Source organism: bacterium (genome assembly GCA_035307765.1).
Classification (GTDB): Bacteria; Sysuimicrobiota; Sysuimicrobiia; order Sysuimicrobiales; family Segetimicrobiaceae; genus Segetimicrobium.
In genome coordinates, this window is record DATGHU010000010.1 from 32,613 (window position 1) to 53,492 (window position 20,880).

Consider the following 20,880-nt stretch of genomic DNA (forward strand, 5'->3'; position numbering starts at 1 on the left):
GCTAGCCCGCGAGCGCCAGCCCCAACCCGGCGAGCGCCGCCCGCGTGGATGCATACCCAGTGTGGTGCACGCCGCGGATGCCGAACCGCCGGGCCGCCTCGAGGTGCGGCGACCGATCGTCGACGTAGGCGATTTGGGCCGCCGGTGTCTGGGCGACGTCCAGGGCGAGCCGAAAGATCTCCGGGTCCGGCTTGCGGAGATGGACGAAGCACGATGACAGAAAGGCATCGATGAACTCCCCGAGCCGGAACCTGGCGATGCGATACACGTTCAACTCGCGACCCTCGTTGTTGACCGCGATGACCCGCAGGCGGTGGGCCTCTTTGAGTCCGTGCATCAACGCGATCATGTCGGGAAACGGCTGGGATTGTTCGAACATGAGCGACTTGAATTCCTCGCGCGCTGCCTGGCGCCCCGTCTCGAGCCCCAGCCGGGCCAGGTAGTCGTCAAGACTCAACGTCCCCTCCTCGTAGGCGTCGACGGCGAGACGGTGGCGCGCCTCCATCTCCCCGGGGTCCAGCCCGAATCGATCCGCGGCGCGCTTGCGCATCCCCCCGTCCCAGCCGTTGGTGAGCAGGACCCCGCCGATGTCGAGAAACAGTCCCGTGATCGGCGCCGACGTCACCGCCTCAGGCCCGCCGCGGCGTCGGTGACGGCGTCCTCGAGCGCCCGCAGCGCGCTGTGCGCCTCGCCTCCCAGGTGGATGCGGATGACGCGGCGCCCGTGCTTGCGCAGTGCCTCCAGGTCCCCCTGCGCCTGAGCGCGCCTGAAGACGCCAAACGTGTACGGTGCCCCCGGCACGGGGGTGTCCTCCCGGTCGTCGGCCGTGAGTTGGATGAAGAGTCCGGTGTTGGGGCCGCCTTTGTGGTACTGCCCGGTGGAGTGGAGGAATCGGGGGCCGTACCCGAGGGTAGTGGCCAGGCGGGTCGCATCGCGCAGGCACCGGCGGATCGATCGCAGCGCCCGGTCGGCCACCGGCTCCTCCGTCAAGTAGGCCATCATCGCCACATAGTCACCCGGCCGCGCCTGGGCGAGAAACCGGCCAAGGGTCAGCGCGACGGTCTTCCCCACCGGCTGGCCGTAGACCCGGAGCGAGCCGTCGACGAGCGCGGGCGCCTCCTCGGGCAACCGGCCGTCCTTGCGGACGACGTCGAGCAGGCGGTTGGTGTTGTCCTTGCTTTCCTGCACGTTGGGTTGATCGAAGGCGTTGATGCCCAGGATCGCGCCGGCGGTCGCGGTCGCGATCTCCCAGCGGAAAAACTCCTGGCCCAGATCGAGCGGACCGTCCAACAAAATGGTCACCACGGGATGCCCGGCCCGGCGCAGCGCATCGGCGCCTCGCCCAACCGCCCCCCCGTCGAGGCGGACGTGCGCGAACACCCGATCCTCCCCGTACACCGCCGGATCTCCCAGCGGCTCGTCCGCCACCGGCAGGAGGCCGGTCCCGGCCTTGCCCGTGCTTTCGGCCATGAGCTGCTCGAGCCACATCCCGAGCGCGGCGATCGGCTCGTCGACGAGCAGGGTGACCTTGTCCCGCCCGTGCCGGGCGAGTTCGCCCAAGGCCGCCCCGAGCGCCACCCCGGGATTCTCACGGGAGGAAACGCACGACGCGCAGGCATGCGCCATGTGCAGCGCCCGGTCGAGCACCCCGGCGACATCGACCCCCATCAGTGCGGCCGGCACCAGGCCGAAGTACGACAGCGCTGAGTACCGGCCGCCGATATCGGGGAAGTTGAGGAACACCCGTCGGTACCGGCGCCGCTGCCCCTCCGCCGCCAATGGCGTCTGGGGATCGGTGATGGCGGCGAAGTTCTCCCCGGCCCGATCCCCCTTCAGCGTCCGGAGCTTCGCGTAAAAGTACTCGCCGAACGCCGCCGGCTCGGCCGTGGTCCCCGATTTGCTCGCGACGATGAACAGGGTTTCGGCCAAGGGCGCCGCACGCTCCACGGCGAGGATCGTCGCCGGGTCCGTGGTGTCGAGCACGGTCAGCGGAAGGGCACCTTTCCCCGTCGGCAGCGTCCGCTGAAGCACGAGGGGGGCGAGGCTGCTGCCCCCCATGCCCATGTGCACCACGCGGCGGATCCCGGCGGCGCGCGCCTCCGCGGCGAACCTCCCGAGGGCGTCGAGGGCCTCTTCCATCTTGTCGGCCACGTGCAGCCAGCCGAGCGCCCCGCGGATGCCCGCCGCGACCTGCGGGTCGGACGTCCAGAGGCCGGGATCCCCCCGCCAGAGGCGCGCGGCAAACGCGTCCCGGTCGAGGCGCTCGAGCCCGGCCTCGACCAGCGGTGCCGCGGTGCCGAGATCCAGGCGCTGCCGGTCGACTCGGTCGTCCACCGCCGTGCGGCGTCGCTCCTCCAAGGTGGCCTCGAGGTGATCGAGGGCGGCGTTGAACTTTTCCACCCCCTCCCGCTCGAGTTGCGCGGTCACCGCTCCGAGATCGATCCCCACCTCGCCGAGGCGGGCCAGGACTCGGCGGGCGTCGTCCGGGCGCTCCCCCAACCGGGCCGCCGGTCGACCGTGATCCCGGTAGGCGTGAATCGTCTCGAGCGGGAGGGTATTGACGGTCTCCGCGCCGATCAGCGCCTCGACGTACATCACGTCCGGGTACGCGGGGTTCTTGGTGCTCGTGCTCGCCCACAACAGACGCTGCGGCCGGCCCCCGCGGGCGGCGATCGCCCGAAACCGCTCGCCCCGTCCGACGTCCGTGTACATCTGGTAGGCGACCTTGGCGCTGGCGATCGCCACCTGACCGCGAAGAAGCTTCGCGACTTCCCCTTTGGCCCCTCCGGCCTGGATCAGCCCCTCCAGCACGGGATCGACGAGCACATCGATACGGCTGAGGAAGAAGCTGGCGACCGAGGCGATCCGGTCGATGGGCTGGCCGGCCGCCACCCTGGCGTCGAGCCCGGCGAGGTAGGCCTCGGCGGCGTCCCGGTAGCGGTCGATGGCGAAGAGCAGGGTGACATTGACGTTGATCCCGCCGCGGGTCAGCTCCCGGATCGCCGGGATCCCTTCCGGCGTGGCGGGGACCTTGATCATCACGTTGGGGCGGGCGAGCGCGGCCCAAAACCGGCGCCCCTCGGCCACCGTCCCCGCGGTGTCGCGAGCCAAGTGGGGGGACACCTCGAGGCTGACAAACCCGTCGCCCCCCCCGGTCTCCTCGTAGACGGGGCGGAAGAGATCCGCCGCCCGCTGCACGTCCTCAATAGCCAGCGCCTCGTAGATCTGGTGCGCCGCCAGGCCTCGCCGGGCGAGGGCGCGGACCGCGTCATCATAGTCGTGGCTTCCGGCGATCGCCTTTTCGAAAATCGAGGGGTTGGCGGTCACGCCTCGCAGCCCGTCTTCCTCGATCAACTGCCGGAGTTCACCGGATTCGATCATCCCGCGACGCAGCAGGTCGAGCCAGACGCTCTGTCCGAACGCCTGAAGTTGGAGCAGCGGGTTGGTGGGCATCGCGAATCTCCTCCCCGGGGTCAACCGTCGCCCCGGCCCATCTTCTCCAAAACCTCCTTGATCACCACGGCCTGATTGTGGACGGGGTCGCGCGCTCCGTAGACGAGGGTGAGCGTTCCGCGCCGGGCCCGCCCCGCCAAATCCGCGAGCAGGGCGCGCTTCGCCACCAGCTCCCTGCCGTATCGCGTGCGGAACCCCGCCCATTTCGCCGGGTCGTGGCCGAACCACTTGCGCAGCCCGGTGCTTGGTCCCAGTTCCCCCAGCCAGGCATCGATCTTGAGCGTCGCCTTCGACACCCCCCGCGGCCAGACGCGATCGACGAGCACGCGGGCGCCGTCGGTGCGCGACGGTCGTTCGTAGGCCCGCTTCAGGAACACCCTCACCTCCCTCGTGCCGGCGCCCTCGGGCCGGGCCGATCCGAGGGGCCGGATGCGCCGCGGGCGCTTGGGGAGCGGGGTCCCGGACGTCGCGGGTGAGCGTCGTCCCCCGGTCGCGCGCGTCACGAAGCCCGCCGTTACTCCTCCCTGACCGGGGCGGCGAGAGCGTCCGCCACCACGGAGCGCGGCCATCGTGTTGACCCCGCGGACGCCCCTCGGCCGGCGATGTTGACCGCGGTGTGGTGACCGACCCCGGCGGCCTCGCCCCCCGCTCCGGCCGCGCGCGTCACGTCGCGTCCCCCGCGTAGATCTGCATGATCGTGCGCAGGAACCGGAGGGCCGCCGGCCGCGGGCGCTGGAACGAGTTGCGGCCGATGATCGAGCCGAACCCCCCACCCGCGCGGATCGCCCGCACCTCGTCGAACATCATCTCGTCCTCTTCCCGTGGCCCGCCGGAGAAGATGACGATGCGTCGTCCCGAGAACGTCGCCTGCACCACGTGCCGGACGCGGTCGGCAGGGGTGTCGATCGGAATCGCGTTCTGCGCGTAGACCGCGCGGGCCTGGGGCTCCTCGATATGGGCGGTCGGCAGCTTCACCTTGATGAGATGGGCGCCCAGTTGTGCGGCGATGTGGGCGGCGTAGGCGATCACGTCCACGGCGGTCTCTCCCTCTCGGCTGAGCCCCGAGCCCCTCGGGTACGACCAGACGACGACCGCGAGCCCCGCCGCCTTCGCCTCCTCGGCCACCTCACGGAGCTGCTGGTACATCGCCCGGCTCCTGGCCGATCCCGGGTAGATCGTAAATCCAACGGCGCAGCAACCGAGGCGCAGCGCGTCGCGGACGCTGGCGGTCAGCGCGGGCGCGGGGTCGCGTTCCTCGGTCAGGAGATCGTGGTTGTTCAGCTTGAGGATCAGCGGGATCTCGCCCGCGAACTCGGCCGCCCCGGCCTCGATGAACCCGAGCGGAGCGGCAAACGCGTTGCACCCGGCTTCGATCGCCAGGGCGAAATGGTAGCGCGGATCGTAGCCGGGAGGGTTCGGGGCGAAGCTCCGGGCGGGTCCGTGCTCAAACCCCTGATCCACGGGGAGGATGACGAGCCGTCCCGTCCCCCCCAACACGCCGTGGGTCAGGAGTCGTGCGAGGTTTGCGAGCGTCCCGGGGTTGTCGCTCCGATACCACCCCAGGATCTCCCGTACTCGGGTCGGGTGCTGCATCGGGCTCCCCTCCCTCCTGGCGCGGCGGAATGGCCGCGGACTCTCCGACAATCGTCAAAGAACAACGCTCGGTCCCGCGGCGGGAATTCCGCGCCTTCCTCCTCAGCGCGCGGTCCGCGATTTGAGGAACGCGATCAGCGCATCGAGTTGCTCCGGGGTGAGGTTTCCGGCGAACGCCGGCATATTGGTCCCCCCGTTGAGGATCCGCCAGGTCAGTTCCTCCGGCGTCAGCCGATCGCCGACCGTGGTGAGGTCCGGCCCCCGCGTGCCGCCGTACCCCGCGATCGTATGGCAGTACTCGCACCCCTTGTCGTAGAACAGCCGCCCTCCCCACGCAACGGGTTGGGCCGTCGTCCCGACGATCCGCGCCGGGATCGGTCCGGCGGAGAACACCGGGGACCAGGGCGACCTCGCCCCGGCAATCCACAGGGTGCCGATCATGAGGCAGGTCAGGAACACGAATCCAATCGCCCATGGGCGGCGGGCGGGGCTGCGCTCCCCGCGGTTGGAGACGGCGGGCACGAGCAACAGCACGGCCAACGCCACCAGCGGCGCCAGGACCATCACGGGGGTCTCGATCGCCGGCGGGAGCAGCGCCAGCAACCCGAAGTACCACAGCAGGTACCAATCGGGCCGGGGGTCCGCTTGGATGATCGTCGGGTCCGGCGGGTTGCCGAGTTCCGGGGGGCCCAACACGACCGCCGCAAAAGCGATCGCGGCGATGACGCCGACCCCGAAGAGGAGGTCCCGCCACGCCGCATCCGGCCAGAACGGCCGCCCCTCGCGGCTGAGCAACGCCCGGTACCAGGCCCGATACGTCCGCGGATCGAGGACCCGCCCGGCGCGGGGGGGCTCCGAGATGCCGTGGCGCAGCACCAACCAGAGGTGCACGCCGATGAACACAAAGATCACCGCCGGGATGAAGAACACGTGGAAGGCGAAAAACCGGCTGAGCGTCTGCCCGCCCCAGGTGTCCCCGGCCAGCAGGAACCGCGCCAGGGCCGGGCCGATCAGCGGGATCCGCCCCGTCTGCTCGGCGGCGACGGCAATCGACCACACCGCGGTCTGATCCCACCGCAGCAGCTGACCGGTAAACGCGATGATGATCGTCACCACAAACAGGACCACGCCCGTGAGCCAGTTCGCCTCTCGTGGAAACTTGTAGGCCCCCATCAAAAAGGTGCGCGCCATGTGGACGCCGATCAGCAGGACCATCGCCGAGGCGCCAAAGTAGTGCATCCCGCGCAGAAGCCTCCCGAACGGCGCCTGATGGGTGATGAACTGCAGCGTATCGTAGGCGTTCGCCGTCGAGGGAATGTAGGCCAGCGCCAGCGCGATCCCGGTCGCCACCTGCACGAGGAACGCGAAGAGCGTCGCGCTGCCAAAGATGTAGTACCAGCGGGCGTCGGGCGGCACCGGGTGTTTGAGCACGGGACCGAGGATGTCCGACACCCCTATCCGATCGTCGAACGCGCGCCAGGCGCGCTTCAGCACTCCCATCCGCATCACGTCGTGATCGGAATCGGGCTCGTCTGGATCTCGACCTGTCCGTTGCGCACCCGCACCGGGTACTGCGACAGCGGCTTCGGTGGGGGGCCGGCGGCGACCGTGCCGTCCTTGTAGTACACGCCGCCGTGACACGGGCACATGAACAGGTCGGCACCGGGAAGCCACCGCACCGGGCACCCCAGGTGGGTGCAGTGCACCGAAAATGCGACGAAGTGGTCCTCCGACTCCCGCCGCAGCCACGCCGCGGTCTGCGCGACGATCCCCGCCCACGGCAGCGGCGAGGAATCGGGAAAGTCGACCTTGACCGTCTCTCCGATTCGGAACCCGTCCGCCGCGCCGACCGGCCGCCACACCTGAACCTGCCGCTCGAACAGCGGCGCGAGCAGGAACCCGACGATCGGCACGGCGACGATCGCGGCGCCGAGCGCGCCGAGGGCCACGCTCACCCGGGTCAGGGCCTCGCGCCGGCCCGGGGGCGCGGCCGACTCCGCCGGTGGGGAGGCGGGACGGTTACCGTTCACGGCGCAGCTCCCCGATCCATCCGAGTGCGGCCACGCCCAGGAGGACCGCCCCGGCGCCAGCGACCAGGTACGCGGTGACGACACCCCAGAGGAGCAGGACGATCCCCAGCGCCGCCCAGATCGGCACCAGCGTCCGGCTGGGGAGCCGTTCCGGCTTCGCCGCGGTCCACCCCTCGCGCCCCGGCGGCGCCGGGGAGGGGGCGCCCTGCGGGAGCCCCCCGCGCACGGTGCGATCATCCGCCATGGTCACCCCTCCGCCGTTGCGGTCATCCGACCAGCGCCCAGAGATAGATCAGGCCGTAGATCACGATCCAAACCGCATCGACGAAGTGCCAGTAGAGGGTCACCACTTCCACCCCCGCGGATCTCGGCCCGGGGAACTGCCCGACGGCCGCCAGGGTGAACAATACGGCAAGCAGGATCAACCCGACGAGGACATGCAGCCCGTGAAAGCCGGTCAGCGTGAAGAACGTCGTCCCGAACAGGTCCCGGCTCACCGTCACGTTCGCGTGGACGAGCGCGAGCCACTCCCGCCCCTGACCGACCAGGAACAAGGCGCCGAGGGCGATCGTCACGGCCAGCCACCCGGCGAGGGCGGCGGGACGGCGGCGTTCCAGGCTCTTTCCCCCCCAGTAGAGCGTCACGCTGCTCCCGATCAGGCACAGCGTGTTCACGGCGGCGCGACCCGGCGCGAGCACGCGCGCCGCCACGACGCCCGTGTGCGCCGCCGCGTGGTAGTACACGTAGGCCAGGATCAGCATCAGGAAGAACACGCCCTCGGTCCCAATGAAGAGCAGCATCCCGAGTCGGGGGGCGGGGATCGCCGTGCGGCCGGCCGCTCGCTGCGACCCGCCTCCCCGGGCCGGGGCCGCTCGGTCGGGATGCTCCAGGTCCCACAACGGACGTCGGCCCCGCACCGGCGGCACCAGATCGAAGTTGTGCTCGGGGGGCGGTGACGGTGTTGCCCACTCCAAGGTCCAGGCGTGCCACGGATTCTCGCCGGCGGGCCGCCCGGATCGCAGGCTGGCGGCGACGTTCCAGAGGAACACCAGCACCGAGAACGCCAGGAGATAGGCCCCGACCGTCGAGATCATGTTGAACGTTCCCCAGTACGGGAGCGCGGGGTACGTGAACACCCGCCGGGGCATCCCCATCAACCCCAGGAGGTGCTGGATCATGAAGGTCACGTTGAACCCCACAAACGTCAGCCAGAAGTGCCACTTTCCCCACGACTCCCACAGCATCCGACCGGTCATCTTCGGAAACCAGTAGTACACTCCCGCGAACATCGCGAACGCGGTGCCGCCAAAGAGCACGTAGTGCATGTGGGCCACCACGTAGTAGGTGTCCTCGACCTGCCAATCGATCGGCACGGCGGTGAAGCTCACGCCGGTGATCCCCCCGATCGTGAACATGGCGAGGAAGGCCAGTGCAAACAACATCGCGGTCGTCAACCGAATCGCCCCGCCCCACATCGTCGCGCACCAGTTCAGCACTTTGATCCCCGTCGGGATCGCGATCAGCATGCTGGCCACGGCGAAAAAGAGGTCGGCCGACCGCCCCAGTCCCACCGCGAACATGTGGTGCGCCCACACCGTCAGGCTGAGAAACGCGATCGCCGCGGTCGAGGCGGCCACGAACTCGTAGCCGTAGATGGACTTGCGCGAGAAGACGGGGATGACTTCGGAAATGATCCCGAAGGCGGGGAGGACCATGATGTAGACCTCGGGGTGGCCGAACGCCCAAAAGTAGTGCTGCCAGAGGACCGCCGATCCTCCCGTTTGGGGGGCGAAGAAGTGTGCGTTGAGCAGCCGATCGATCAGGAGCATCACGAGCGACGCGTTCAGCACCGGCAGGGCGCACAGGATCAGGATGGAGTTGACGAGCACCATCCATGTGAACAGCGGCAGCCGGGTCATGGACATGCCGGGGGCGCGGAGCGTCAGGATCGTGACGATGAGGTTGATCGAGGCGGCAACGGTGCCGATGCCGGTCGCCAGCAACCCCAGCGCCCAGTAGTCCACCCCCGTCGTCGTCGCGTAGGGTTTCTCGCTGAGCGGTGCGTAGCTGAACCACCCGGCGTCGGGAGCCCCTCCCGCCAGGAAACTGTAGTAGAGCAGCAGCCCGCCGAACACCAGCAGCCAGAGGCTCAGCGCGTTCATGCGCGGGTAGGCGATGTCGCGCGCGCCGATCTGGAGCGGGACGAGATACGTCGCCAGCCCGATCAGCATCGGCATCACCACGAGGAAGATCATCGTGGTCCCGTGCATGGTGAAGAGTTGATTGTACGCCTGCGGGCCGAGCATCGTGTTGTTGGGGACGGCGAGCTGGGTGCGAATCAAGAGCGCTTCGATGCCGCCGACGACGAAGAACACGAACGTGCTGATCAAATACATGATGCCGATCTGCTTGTGATCGAGGGAGGCGATCCACCGGTAGAGCCCCGCGCCCTCCGCCGCCGCGGGAGGAGAAACCGCGCCCGCAAAGGCCGCGGAGCCTTCGCTCATCTCAGGGTCTCCAGGTAGGCGACCAGCGCCCGCACGTCGGCGGCGCTGAGGTGGAAATTGGGCATCAGGCTCCCGGACTTGACCGACTGCGGATCGGCGAGCCACCGGGCCAGGTCGGCGGGGGTGTTTTCCAGCAGCCCCGCGGCCAGCGTCTGGCGGCTGGCGACGTGGCTGAGATCGGGGCCGATCCCGGTCCCGTGGCAGCGGCCGCAGGTGTCTTCTTGGTAGAGCTGCACGCCCACGGCCGCCTCCGGACCCGGCGGGGGCGGCGGGGGTTGGCGCTGCTGCTGCACCCAAGCCGCGAACGCCGCGGCCGGTTCGGCGATCACCCGAATTCGCATCCAGGCGTGCTGGGCGCCGCAAAACTCGGCGCAGGCGCCCAGGTACACGCCGGGCCTATCGGCCTGGAGCCAGATGTCGGTGGGATAGCCCGGGGTGAGGTCCATTTTGCGCGCGAGTTGCGGGATCCAAAAATCGTGGATGACGTCGGCCGAGATGAGGTGGACGAGCACCGCCCGATCGGTCGGGATGTGGATCTCGTTCGCGGTCACGATCCCCTGACCGGGGTAGCTCACCTCCCACCACCACTGGTGCCCGGTGACCACGAGATCCGGGATGCGCCGTCCGGCCGGCGGATCGACGATCCGCATCGTGATGACCGTCGCCACGAAGATCGCGAGGAGCAGGATGCCGGCGCCGACGACCCAGGCGATCTCCGCCCTCGGCGACGCGGGACCCTGTCGCGGTTCCGCACGCCCCGGGCGGTCGCGAAACCGGACGACCGCCACGACGATCAGCCCGGCGATGAGCAAGAACACGGCGCCTCCAAGCGCCAGCACGAAGACGAACAGGTTCCAGGTCGCCTGAGCCTGGGGAGACGCGGGGTTCGGGAGGGGACCGATCGGCACCGGCGGACCTTTCCATGCGCGCACGGGCACCGCGCTAGCCTTTGTTTCGATGCGCGGTCCCGCCTCCCTTTTATGTCAAAGTGGCTGTCGAATAAGACATGGCAAGAGGTGCCACTTTCGGGGAGAAGATCATGCCTCCCTTGCGGCTTGACCGCCTGAGAGAGACTATCTCTCCCCGGGACCGCCGGGGACGCCCGAAGAGGTATAGACTCGGATCGGGTGTGAACTAGGGGTGGAACGTCATGAGGGGGCCCGACCGATGCCGCCGGATGTGGGATTCCATTGGGACATGCTCAACGACTTCGACCGCAACGCCGCGTACCGGACGGCGATCGCCCGCACGGTCCCCGGTCGAACCGTTTACGATCTTGGCGCGGGCATCGGCCCGATGTCGTATTATGCCCTCGCCGCCGGCGCGCGGCGCGTCTACGGGTTTGAGATCGACCGCACCATCTACCCGTACCTGAAGCGTCTCCGCAGGACGTTCCCGAACTTCGTACCGCTGCCGCGAAGCGTGCTCCGTGGCCGCCTGCCGGCGGACCCGCCGGAGGTGATCGTCTGTGAGATGTGGTCGTCATGGCTGACCGCGTGGCCGATGGTCGCCGCGCTCGCCAGGGTGCTCCGCCGATCCCCGCGGGCGGCGGTGATCCCGGCGCGCGCGCATCACATCGTGCAGCTCGTCCGGATGGGCCACCGTTCCGGACTCCCCACGCAGGTTGCCCCCGGGTCCACCGCCTCCTCGTTCGGCGAGCCGTGGGCCACCGCGGAAATGTCGCTGCCGGTCCTCGCCTGCGTCACGGACTTCCAGAGGAAGATCGACCCGGTCAATCGCACGGTCTCGCTGACCCCGCTGGCCACGGGGGTCGCGAACGCGGTCCGGCTGTACAGCTACGAGGAGGTGTCGGACGGACGGATTCTGCCGCGGCTCGGGACCCGGGGGGACGAGCTGCTGCACTGGATCGTGCCGACGCGGGTAGAGCGCGGCCGCCGCGTGCGGCTCAGGATCCGGCACCGTTGGGATGAAGGACTTTGGGTCGGGGTGGAGCGGCCGCGGTGAACCATTCGGGCTCCCGCGGTGCCGCGGCCCGCAGCTCCCGAACCCGAGGCATCAAGTGGGTGCCCTCCCGAGTGGTTCCGGCTATCCCCCTCTGTCGGCCTCCGCGGCCGCAGAGCCAACCGGGGCTGTGCCGTCCCCGTCCGGAGTCCGGGCTCCCAATGTGGACCTGTTGGATCGGAGCTACAAGGCTCGCGCGCACCGCCGGAGCCGCTTCGATGATAGCATCACGCCGGGGGCATCTTCAACCGGATGTGCGCCTCGTCCAGCGCCTCCACCTCGACCGGTGACGGCGCCCCGGTCATCAGATCCGCCGCGCTCTGGGTCTTGGGGAAGGCGATCACCTCGCGGATCGTTTCCTGGCCGGCGAGCAGCATCACGATCCGATCGAGCCCCACCGCGATCCCGCCGTGCGGGGGCGCTCCATACTGAAACGCATCCAGCAGAAACCCGAAGCGCTCCCGCGCCGCCGCGTCGGAAATCCCCAGGACTTGAAACAGCCGGGCCTGGAGTTCCTGTCGGTGGATCCGAATGCTTCCCCCGCCGAGCTCCACCCCGTTCAGCACCAGATCGTAGGCTTTGGCCCGCGCACGGAGCGGATCGCGGTCCAGCAGCGGCAGATCCTCGTCCAGCGGCGCCGTGAACGGGTGGTGCACCGCGACCAAACGGTCGGCGTCCTGCCCGTGCTCCAGCAACGGGAACTCCACCACCCACACAAACGCCAGTCGGTCGGTCAAGAGCCCCAACCGCCGGCCGAGCTCGAGCCGCAGCCGCCCCAAGGCCAGGCTCGCCTGGCGGGGAGCGTCGGCCACGAGCAGCAGGAGATCCCCGGGCGTCGCCGCCAGCCGTTCGCGGAGCGCCGCCAACTGTGACGGGTCGAGGAAACGTGCCACCGGCCCCCGGGCCCCTTCCCCATCCAGGTGGACGGGAACGAGCCCCGGCGCGCCGGCGCCCTTCGCCACCTCTTCCAATTGCTGTACTTCCCGCCGGCTGTAGCCGGCCGCTCCCGGCACGCGGATCCCCCGGACCGCCCCGCCTGCGCCGACCGCCCTGGCGAAGACCTGAAATTCGCTGTGGCGGAAGAGATCGGAGCAATCGACGATCTCCATGCCGAATCGAACGTCCGGCTTGTCGCTCCCGTATCGATCCATCGCCTCGGCGTAGGTCATCCGGGGAAACGGGTGCCGGACATCGACGTCGACCGCGTCCCGCACCGCCGCCGCAACCACCGCCTCGGCGAGTTGGATCACATCATCGACCCCGACAAACGACATCTCGATGTCGATCTGGGTGAACTCCGGCTGGCGGTCGGCGCGGCCGTCTTCGTCGCGGAAGCACCGCACGATCTGAAAGTACCGCTCCACCCCGGCGACCATCAGCAGCTGCTTGAAGATTTGCGGGGATTGGGGGAGCACGTAAAATTTGCCCGGGTGCAGGCGGCTGGGCACGAGAAAATCCCGCGCCCCCTCCGGGGTGCTCTTGATCAGCATCGGCGTCTCGATCTCCAGGAATCCCTCCGCGCTGAGATGATCGCGCACGGCCTTTGCCAGGCGGTGGCGGAGCGCCAGATGCCGGTACATCGCCGGCCGCCGCAGATCGAGGTACCGGTACTTTAGGCGGACGGATTCGTCGACCCCGACCGCGTCGGCGATCGGAAAGGGCGGCGTCTCCGCCATGTTGAGCACGCGGAGATCGCGGACCCGCACCTCCACCTCACCGGTGGCGAGTTTGGGGTTGGCGGTCCCGGCGGGGCGGTCGCCCACGATCCCCCGCACGGCGAGCACGTACTCGCTGCGGACCTGGGCGGCCACCGCGGCGGCCTCCGGGGCCTCCTGGGGGTTGCAGACGACCTGCGTGATCCCCTCGCGATCGCGGAGGTCGATAAAGATCAGCCCGCCGAGGTCGCGCCGGGTCTGCACCCATCCCATCAGCGTGACCAGCCGGCCCACATCGGCCCGGCGGAGACCGCCGTTGGTGTGGGTCCGCCGCCAGTCGCCGAGCTCGTGACTCATCCGGATCCCTTTCCGACCACCCGGGCCCGCACCCGCGCCGCCAGCACCTCGGACAGCGCCTCCAGCGCGACCTCGTCTTGGGCCCCCGTTCCCATCTCGCGGACGCCAGCCACCCCCCGCCGGAGCTCCTCCTCCCCCAGCACCACGGCGAAGGTCGCCTCCAGACGGTCCGCCTGTTTCATCTGGGCCCGCAGCCCGCGCGCCATCACATCGGTGTCCACGGCGAGGCCGCTCGCACGGAGCCGATCCGCCAGCGCGAGCGCGCGCGCCGTCTCCGCGCCGGCCGTGGCGATGTAGGCGTCCACCGGGGGTGGCTCCGCGGGGAGGCCCCGTTCCTCGTCGAGCGCGAGCAGCAGTCGTTCGACCCCCAACCCGAACCCGACGCCCGGGGTGGGCGGCCCGCCGAGCTGTTCGGCAAGCCCGTCGTACCGCCCGCCCCCGAAGACGGCACTCTGCGCCCCCAGCCTGCCCGAGTAGACCTCGGCCGCGGTCCGGGTGTAGTAGTCGAGCCCTCGAACGATGCGCGCATCGAGCGCGTAGCGGATCCCGATCGCTCCCAGGTGCGCCTGCACCCCCTCAAAGTGAACCCGGCAGTCGTTGCAGAGGTACGAGAGGATCGGCGGAGCGCCGCGGACGATCTGCTCGTCCCGCTTGCAATCCAGGAGGCGCAGCGGATTGGTTTCGAAGCGCCGCTGACAATCCTCGCACATCTCGGCGAGGTGCGGGCGAAAGTAGTCCCTCAGCACCTGGACGTAATGGGGCCGACACACGGCGTCTCCGACGCTGTTGAGATGGACCTCGACGTCCGCCACCCCAAACGACTCCACCAGGCGCACGCCGAGGCTCAACACTTCCGCGTCCGCGGCGGGGTCGGAACTCCCGAGCACCTCAGCGCCGAACTGCGTGTGCTGCCGGTACCGCCCCGCCTGCGGCCGATCGTAGCGGAAGATCGGGCAGATGTAGTAGACCTTAACGGGCAACCCGGCGGCGCCGAGGTTGTGCTCAAGAAACGCCCGCATCACCGGCGCGGTGCCCTCCGCGCGGAGGGCCAGGGTCCGCCCGCCCCGGTCGAGGAACGTGTACATCTCCTTGTCCACAATGTCGGTCCCGCTGCCGATCCCGCGCTGGAACACCTCGGCGTGCTCGACAACGGGCGTCCGGATCTCGCGGTAGCCGTACCGGCGAGCAAGATCTCGCATCCCGGCCTCGACACGACGCCACCGGCCAACGTCTGCGGGCAAGATGTCCTGCATCCCCCGCGGCGCCTTCACGACCATCCTGGGTCTCCTCCTGTGGAAATCCCGACAAAAAACCCGTTCGCGGTGAGGACTACCTGCTCACCGTCGACGGGACCGCCCTTCCCCGCTGTCGCCCGGCTCGATCGAGTCGGGCAGGTTGCGCACATTGTACCGGCCGTTCTTCGGCGCTGTCAAATCCCGCGCGTCCCGGCGTGTGGCCCAGACCGATCCGAGCGTGCCACCCACCACCACCGCGGTGAAGAAGACCACCGCCTCGGCACGATCCAGAACGTTCGCCGCGGCCAGCACCCATCCACGGGCGCGCATCCACGCCGCGGCCCCCGCCAAAATGGCGAGCGGCACCGCCGCGCGGCGCAGCCACAGGCTCCCCAGCGCACGGCCGGCGGCGAGGAGCCACCCCGCGAGCACCAGCAGCCCGCCGAGCAGCATCGTCGACGGCGGAAGCGCCCGCGCCAGCTTTCCAATCACCGAGGCCGGCAGGTATCGCTCCGCTCCCGCAAACACCGCCCCGGCGGTGAACACGAAGAGCAGCGTTCCCCCGACGCTGCCGGCAACCCCACGCCCCGCGGGGATCGGGCGCGCCGCACCGAGCGCGGCGACGACCATCCCCTGGAGGATCAGCGGCGCGAGGAGCACGGCCGGGATCATCCCCCAGGTCACCGCGTCCCAGCTCGCCCGCGGGAACAGGTCCAGCAGCACCCGAAGCCACCCGACGCGGGCCGCGGCGGCCAACCCCCACGCCCCCACCGCGCCCGCGGCGGCCCCGCAGGCGGCGAGTTCCAAAACCTCCGTGCGCGGCTTCATCGCTCCCGGCTGTCCAGCATGAGGGTGACCGGTCCGTCGTTGTGAATCGCCACGGTCATGTGGGTCCGAAACCGGCCCGGCACGACGCGCAGGCCCGTTGCCTCAAGCGCGCGGTTGAACTCGAGGTACAGCGGCTCCGCGGTCTCCGGTGGGGCGGCTCTCGAGAAGCCCGGCCGCCGGCCGCCGCTCGTATCGGCGTACAAGGTAAACTGGGAGATGCTGAGGATCTCCCCGCCAACCTCGAGCGCCGACCGGTTGAGTCGGCCGGCCTCGTCCTCAAAGATGCGGAGGTGTGCCACCCGCCGCGCGAGATGCCGTGCCGCCTCGAGGGTATCCTCCACCCCCACCCCGAGCAGCACCACCAGCCCGGGCCCGATCTGACCGACCAGCTCCCCGGGATCGTCCGCCGCTTCGGTGGGAGAGGTGCCGCGCACGCGCACGTCGGCGCGGCGCACCCGCTGCAGGAGAGCTCGCATCGGCCGGGCTTAGCGCGCGTGCCGCCGCAGCGCGGCCGCGGTCCGTTCGATGTCCTCGACGGTGTTGTAGAAGTACGGCGATAGGCGCACGACTCCGGGCCGCTGATCGACGATGATGTGCTCCCGCGCCAGCGCCGCGACCGTCGCGGGAGGATCGGGGACGGGGACGGTGATGATGCCAGCGTGCGCGGCGACATCGCCAACCAGGCGCGGCTCCAGCCCGATGCCCCGCACCGCTTCGACCAGGGCCGCGGTCAATTCCATCTGGCGCGCGCGCAGTCGGGTCGGGGATACTTCGTGGACGTACTCCAGCCCCGCCCGGCCGGCGTGGACGGCCGCGATCGCGGGGGTGCCCCCTTCAAGCCGGCGGGCCCCATCCGCGTACGCAAAGTGGGTGATATCGAACGCGAACTGATCGCGGTGGGCAAACCACCCCACCACGCCGGGGCGCAGCGACGCCTGCAGGTCGCGGCGTGCATAAAGGTACGCGATCCCCGGACCCCCAAGGAGCCACTTCAGCCCGCCCGTCACGAGAAAGTCCACCCCGGCGGCGCGCACGTCGAACGGCAGTTGACCGATCGACTGATAGGCGTCGACCAGCAGGAGGGCGCCGTGGCGGTGCGCCATTCGCGCCAGGGCGGCCACGTCCTGGATTGCCCCGCTCTGAAAATAGACGTGCGAGGTGGCCACCAGCTGCGTCCGCTCGTCGATCGCGCGCTCGAAGCGCTCCAGCGGCACCGTAAGGCCGTCCGGGCTGTGGACGAAAGTCACCTCCACCCCGGCGGCGTGTTTGGCCAGCCACTGATAGGGGACGGTGGGGAAATCGATGTCCGCGACCACGACCCGCGGGCGCGTGCGATAGTCGAAACAACTCGCCACCGCCGATACCGCTCCCGTAATTGACGGGAACAACGCCACGTCTTCCGCCCCGGCGCCGATGAGGCGGGCGACCGAGCCGCGCAGGTCGTCCAGCTCCTTCCACCAGGGTCCGTACCAGGCGGAGGCGCCCATCGACGCCCAGAGGTCGAGGCACCGCTCGACGGCGTGCCGCACCCTCATCCCGAGCGCGCCGAGCGAGCACGAATTGAGGTACGTGGCCTCGCGAAAGATCGGGAACTCATCCCGATAGGCCCCCCACGACGGGGCCTCCTCGGCGATCGCCCCGCCGCGCGCCGGGGAAGGTTCCGGGACCACCTGGGTCACCGGCCCGACCGCCCCTTGCGCCCCGATTCCGGACGCGGCGCCCGGGCCGGCTCGGCGGCGGGCTGCCCCGCCGGCACGGCGGTGATCCGGGCGCGGGGGCGCAGGCGCCGCAGCCGGGATCGAACCTCATCGAAGGTCTCCTCGCGCTTCGGGAACGCGAAGCGGACGTAGTGCCGCCCCAGTGCGGGATCGTGGAAGAAGGAGGACCCCGGCACGGGGGCCACCCCCACCTCCTTGATCAGGTGCATCGTAAATTGGTAGTCGTCGTCGAACCCAAACGGCGTGATGTCGCAGATGATGTAGTAGGCCCCCGAGGGCACGAGGCACCGGAACCCGGCGTCTTGGAGGATCCCCAGGAGCGTGTCGCGCTTGCGCTGATACATCACCGACAGGTTGTCGTAGTACTCCCGCGGCAGCCGCAGCGCGGTGACCCCGGCCTCCTGCAGCGGGGCCGCCGCCCCAACGGTGAGGAAGTCGTGCACCTTCCGGATCACGTCCGCGATCGGGCCGGGAGCGATCGTCCACCCCACGCGCCACCCGGTGACGCTGTAACTCTTCGACATGCTGTTCACGATGACGGTGCGCTCGGCCATCCCCGGGAGGGTCGCCACGCTGAGATGCGGCTGCCCGTCGTAGCGGATGTGCTCGTACACCTCATCGGTGATCGCCAACAGGTTATGTGTCCGGCAGAGCTCGGCGATGATCTCCAGCTCGGCCCGGCTGAAGACTTTCCCGGTGGGGTTGTGCGGGGTGTTGATGATGATCGCCTTGGTGCGGGGAGTGATCGCGTCCCGGAGTTGTGCCGGGTCAAACGGGAACCCCGGCTCCAGCCGCAGTTGAACGAACCGCGGCACCGCGCCCGACAGTTTGGTGTCCGGGCCGTAGTTCTCGTAGAACGGCTCGAAGACGACCACCTCCTCGCCGGGGTTGACCGTGGCCAGGAGCGTCGCCATCATCGCCTCCGTCGCCCCGCAGGTCACCGTGATGTGGCGTTCCGGATCCGCGGTGATCCCGTTGAACCAACGGACCTTCTCGGCGATCGCCTGCCGAAAGTTCGGCGCTCCCCAGGTGATCGCGTATTGATTGTAGCCCTGCGCGAGCGCCCGGGCCGCCGCGTCGAGGAGTTCCTTCGGTGCCGGGAAATCCGGGAATCCCTGGGCGAGGTTGATTCCGCCGTGCTCCATGGCGAGCCGGGTCATCTCCCGAATCACCGATTCCGTGAACACCTCTACCCGAGCTGCCGTCTCGATCATCGCCGCCTCCTCCACCCTGAATCGCCCCGCGGTCCTCCGGGGGATCGCCCCCCGGTCGCCCGCGTGCGGGGACCCCGTGCGCACGACCGCTAGTGCGGCACGACGCGCTCGACGTTGTAGACTTCCGGCACCCGGCCGATGCGCTGCATCACCGCGGTGAGTTGCGTGACATTCCCGATGTCCACGACGAGGTTGACGATGCCCACCTTGTCCTTCCGGACTCGGGCGTTCACCGAGACCACGTTCGTCTTCGTCTCGGTCACCGCAGCCAGGATGTCCTTGAGCAGGCCGACCCGGTCGAGCGCTTCGATCTCGACCTCCACCTGGTAGGTGCCGTCCGGTGAGGCCTCCCACTCCACCTCGACCAACCGCTCCGGCTGCCCCCGCAGGAACTGGATGTTCGGGCAGTCCGCCCGGTGAATGCTCACCCCGCGACCGCGCGTGATGTACCCGAGCACGCGATCCCCCGGCAAGGGGCTGCAACACCGCCCAAACCGCATCAAGACGTTGTCGACCCCCCGCACCCGAATCCCGTGCGCGGTCTGGGACGGCGGCGACGCGGCCGTGGGGAGCGCCGGCGCCTCCTCCACGACGGGCCGCTCGCCGCGCAGGGCCTGCACCACCTGCAGGAGCGAGACATCGCCGTTGCCCACCGCGGCCAAAAGCTCCTCCTCGTCGGGGAGCCCGAACTCGGCGGCGGCCTCGCGGAGCCGTTCCGGCCGAAGGGCGGCGACGCTCCCGAACCGGCGCAGTTCCTTCTCCAGGAGATCCTTGCCGCGCAGAATGTTTTCGTCGTGTCGCTCCCGCTTGAACCACTGGCGGATCTTCGTGCGGGCGTTGCTGGTCTGGACGAACGCCAGCCAGTCTCGGCTCGGGCCGGCGCTGCTCTTGTTGGTGGAGATCTCCACGATGTCCCCGGACTGCAGCCGGTGGCTCAGCGGGACCAAGCGTCCGTTCGCCTTCGCGCCCACGGTGTGGTAGCCGACATCGGTGTGAATGCGAAAGGCGAAGTCGATAGGGGTCGCCCCCGCGGGGAGGTCGATGACGTCGCCTTTTGGCGTAAAGACGAACACCTCGTTCTGAAACAGGTCGATCTTGACCGAGTGGACGAACTCGCGGGGATCCTGAAGGTCCTGGTGCCACTCCAGCAACTGTCGGAGCCACGAAAGCTTCTGCTCGAATCCGGGATCGGCCTTCTTGCCGCCCTCCTTGTACCGCCAGTGCGCGGCGATCCCGTTCTCGCCGGCGTGGTGCATCTCCGCCGTCCGGATCTGAATCTCCAGCGGCTGGCCCTCGCAGATCACCGCGGTGTGCAAGGATTGGTACCCGCTGGTCTTGGGGGCGGCGATGTAGTCGTCCACCTCGCCGGGGATCGGCGTCCACAGCGAGTGCACGACGCCGAGGGTCTCGTAGCACTCCCGGACATCGTTGACCACCACCCGGATCGCCAGCCGATCGTAGATCCGGCCCACCCCTTGCCCTTGATATTTCGGCCGCTGCATCTTTTGGTAGATGCTGTAGACATGCTTCGGGCGTCCGGTGATGCGGCTCTGGTCCACGCGGATTCCCGCGCGGTTCAACTCGCGGTGGAGCGTCTCCACCACGCTGGCCAGCACCACCACCTTCTCCTGGCTGGCGCGCTCGAGTTCGCCGGCGATCTCCCGGTAGGCCTCCGGCTGCAGGACCGCGAACGCCCGGTCCTCCAACTCGCGCTTGATGCTCCCGATGCCGAGCCGTTCGGTCAACGGCGCGTAGATCTCCAAGGTCTCGTTCGCCGTGCGCTTCTGCTTCCACTCCGGGAGATACTCGATCGTGCGCAGGTTGTGGACGCGGTCGGCCAGCTTGATCAGGATGATCCGGATGTCGTTAGCCATCGCCAGGAACATCTTGCGGAGGTTCTCCGCCTGGCGCTCTTCCCGGCTCTTCCACTCGATCCGGCCGAGTTTGGTCACCCCGTCCACCAGCCCCGCGACCTCCGGGCCGAATTTGTCGCGGATCGCCTCGATCGTGTGCGCGGTGTCCTCGGGAACGTCGTGCAGGAGGGCCGCCGCGATCGTTACCGCGTCCAGGCGAAGGTCGGCGAGGAGCGACGCGACGGCGACACTGTGGTTGACGTACGGCTCACCGGAGGCACGGGTTTGGTCGGCGTGGGCCTCCTGCGCGAACAGGTAGGCCCGCCGGATCAGCTCCAGATCGGCGTGCGGCGTCAGCTGTTTGACACGGGCCAACAGCTGAACGGCATCGGGGGGAAGGTTCTCCTCGGTGCTGCCCCGGGTGAGATGAAATCGCTTCATCGCCGCCGTCCCGGCGCCCCCGGGCCGCTTGTTC

Annotated in this window: 18 protein-coding genes; 1 reads left to right on the forward strand and 17 read right to left on the reverse strand. The window is 69.4% G+C overall.

Annotated features, from left to right (window positions below):
* Position 1 precedes the first annotated feature (1 nt).
* From VKV57_03590 to coxB, 10 genes are all read right to left on the reverse strand, one after another.
* Positions 2 to 625, reverse strand: coding sequence for an HAD family phosphatase (locus VKV57_03590; protein HLW58989.1), 624 nt, complete (start codon positions 623 to 625; stop codon positions 2 to 4).
* Entirely contained in the window at positions 622 to 3,453 is a 2,832-nt protein-coding gene (locus VKV57_03595; GenBank protein ID HLW58990.1) for a bifunctional transaldolase/phosoglucose isomerase, read from the reverse strand. The genes VKV57_03590 and VKV57_03595 overlap by 4 nt, the downstream gene beginning before the upstream one ends.
* A 20-nt stretch (positions 3,454 to 3,473) precedes the next feature.
* Entirely contained in the window at positions 3,474 to 3,830 is a 357-nt protein-coding gene (locus tag VKV57_03600) for a DUF488 family protein (protein ID HLW58991.1), read from the reverse strand.
* 137 nt (positions 3,831 to 3,967) lie between these two features.
* On the reverse strand, positions 3,968 to 4,120 hold the full coding sequence (locus tag VKV57_03605; GenBank protein ID HLW58992.1) for a hypothetical protein: 153 nt from the start codon (positions 4,118 to 4,120) through the stop codon (positions 3,968 to 3,970).
* The gene (locus tag VKV57_03610) at positions 4,117 to 5,046 is read right to left on the reverse strand and encodes a class I fructose-bisphosphate aldolase (GenBank protein ID HLW58993.1); all 930 of its coding nucleotides are present in this window, start codon (positions 5,044 to 5,046) and stop codon (positions 4,117 to 4,119) included. The genes VKV57_03605 and VKV57_03610 overlap by 4 nt, the downstream gene beginning before the upstream one ends.
* A 102-nt stretch (positions 5,047 to 5,148) precedes the next feature.
* Entirely contained in the window at positions 5,149 to 6,546 is a 1,398-nt protein-coding gene (locus VKV57_03615) for a cytochrome b N-terminal domain-containing protein (protein HLW58994.1), read from the reverse strand.
* A 5-nt stretch (positions 6,547 to 6,551) separates the two neighbouring features.
* Entirely contained in the window at positions 6,552 to 7,076 is a 525-nt protein-coding gene (locus VKV57_03620) for a Rieske (2Fe-2S) protein (protein ID HLW58995.1), read from the reverse strand.
* A complete protein-coding gene (locus tag VKV57_03625; GenBank protein ID HLW58996.1) occupies positions 7,066 to 7,320 on the reverse strand; it encodes a hypothetical protein in 255 nt (84 codons plus the stop codon). The genes VKV57_03620 and VKV57_03625 overlap by 11 nt, the downstream gene beginning before the upstream one ends.
* A 22-nt stretch (positions 7,321 to 7,342) precedes the next feature.
* Positions 7,343 to 9,583 (reverse strand): cytochrome c oxidase subunit I, encoded by a 2,241-nt coding sequence (gene ctaD / locus VKV57_03630; protein HLW58997.1) that lies wholly within the window; start codon positions 9,581 to 9,583, stop codon positions 7,343 to 7,345.
* The gene (gene coxB, locus VKV57_03635; protein ID HLW58998.1) at positions 9,580 to 10,491 is read right to left on the reverse strand and encodes a cytochrome c oxidase subunit II; all 912 of its coding nucleotides are present in this window, start codon (positions 10,489 to 10,491) and stop codon (positions 9,580 to 9,582) included. The genes ctaD and coxB overlap by 4 nt, the downstream gene beginning before the upstream one ends.
* 259 nt (positions 10,492 to 10,750) lie before the next feature.
* Between coxB and VKV57_03640 the strand changes: the two genes are divergently transcribed.
* On the forward strand, positions 10,751 to 11,548 hold the full coding sequence (locus tag VKV57_03640) for a hypothetical protein (protein HLW58999.1): 798 nt from the start codon (positions 10,751 to 10,753) through the stop codon (positions 11,546 to 11,548).
* A 224-nt stretch (positions 11,549 to 11,772) separates the two neighbouring features.
* Here VKV57_03640 and aspS read toward each other — a convergent pair whose 3' ends face one another.
* The 7 genes from aspS to VKV57_03675 form a co-directional block, all read right to left on the reverse strand.
* Positions 11,773 to 13,557 (reverse strand): aspartate--tRNA ligase, encoded by a 1,785-nt coding sequence (aspS, locus tag VKV57_03645; GenBank protein HLW59000.1) that lies wholly within the window; start codon positions 13,555 to 13,557, stop codon positions 11,773 to 11,775.
* Positions 13,554 to 14,834 carry a histidine--tRNA ligase gene (gene hisS / locus VKV57_03650; GenBank protein HLW59001.1) on the reverse strand — a complete coding sequence of 427 codons (1,281 nt, stop codon included), beginning with the start codon at positions 14,832 to 14,834 and terminating at the stop codon, positions 13,554 to 13,556. Before hisS ends, aspS begins: the two co-directional genes overlap by 4 nt.
* A gap of 60 nt (positions 14,835 to 14,894) precedes the next feature.
* On the reverse strand, positions 14,895 to 15,620 hold the full coding sequence (locus VKV57_03655) for a hypothetical protein (GenBank protein ID HLW59002.1): 726 nt from the start codon (positions 15,618 to 15,620) through the stop codon (positions 14,895 to 14,897).
* Positions 15,617 to 16,096 (reverse strand): D-aminoacyl-tRNA deacylase, encoded by a 480-nt coding sequence (gene dtd / locus VKV57_03660; GenBank protein ID HLW59003.1) that lies wholly within the window; start codon positions 16,094 to 16,096, stop codon positions 15,617 to 15,619. Before dtd ends, VKV57_03655 begins: the two co-directional genes overlap by 4 nt.
* 9 nt (positions 16,097 to 16,105) lie before the next feature.
* The gene (locus VKV57_03665) at positions 16,106 to 17,299 is read right to left on the reverse strand and encodes an aminotransferase class V-fold PLP-dependent enzyme (GenBank protein ID HLW59004.1); all 1,194 of its coding nucleotides are present in this window, start codon (positions 17,297 to 17,299) and stop codon (positions 16,106 to 16,108) included.
* Positions 17,296 to 18,552 (reverse strand): aminotransferase class I/II-fold pyridoxal phosphate-dependent enzyme, encoded by a 1,257-nt coding sequence (locus VKV57_03670; GenBank protein ID HLW59005.1) that lies wholly within the window; start codon positions 18,550 to 18,552, stop codon positions 17,296 to 17,298. The genes VKV57_03665 and VKV57_03670 overlap by 4 nt, the downstream gene beginning before the upstream one ends.
* 89 nt (positions 18,553 to 18,641) lie before the next feature.
* Positions 18,642 to 20,846, reverse strand: coding sequence for a bifunctional (p)ppGpp synthetase/guanosine-3',5'-bis(diphosphate) 3'-pyrophosphohydrolase (locus VKV57_03675; protein HLW59006.1), 2,205 nt, complete (start codon positions 20,844 to 20,846; stop codon positions 18,642 to 18,644).
* Positions 20,847 to 20,880: the final 34 nt, after the last annotated feature.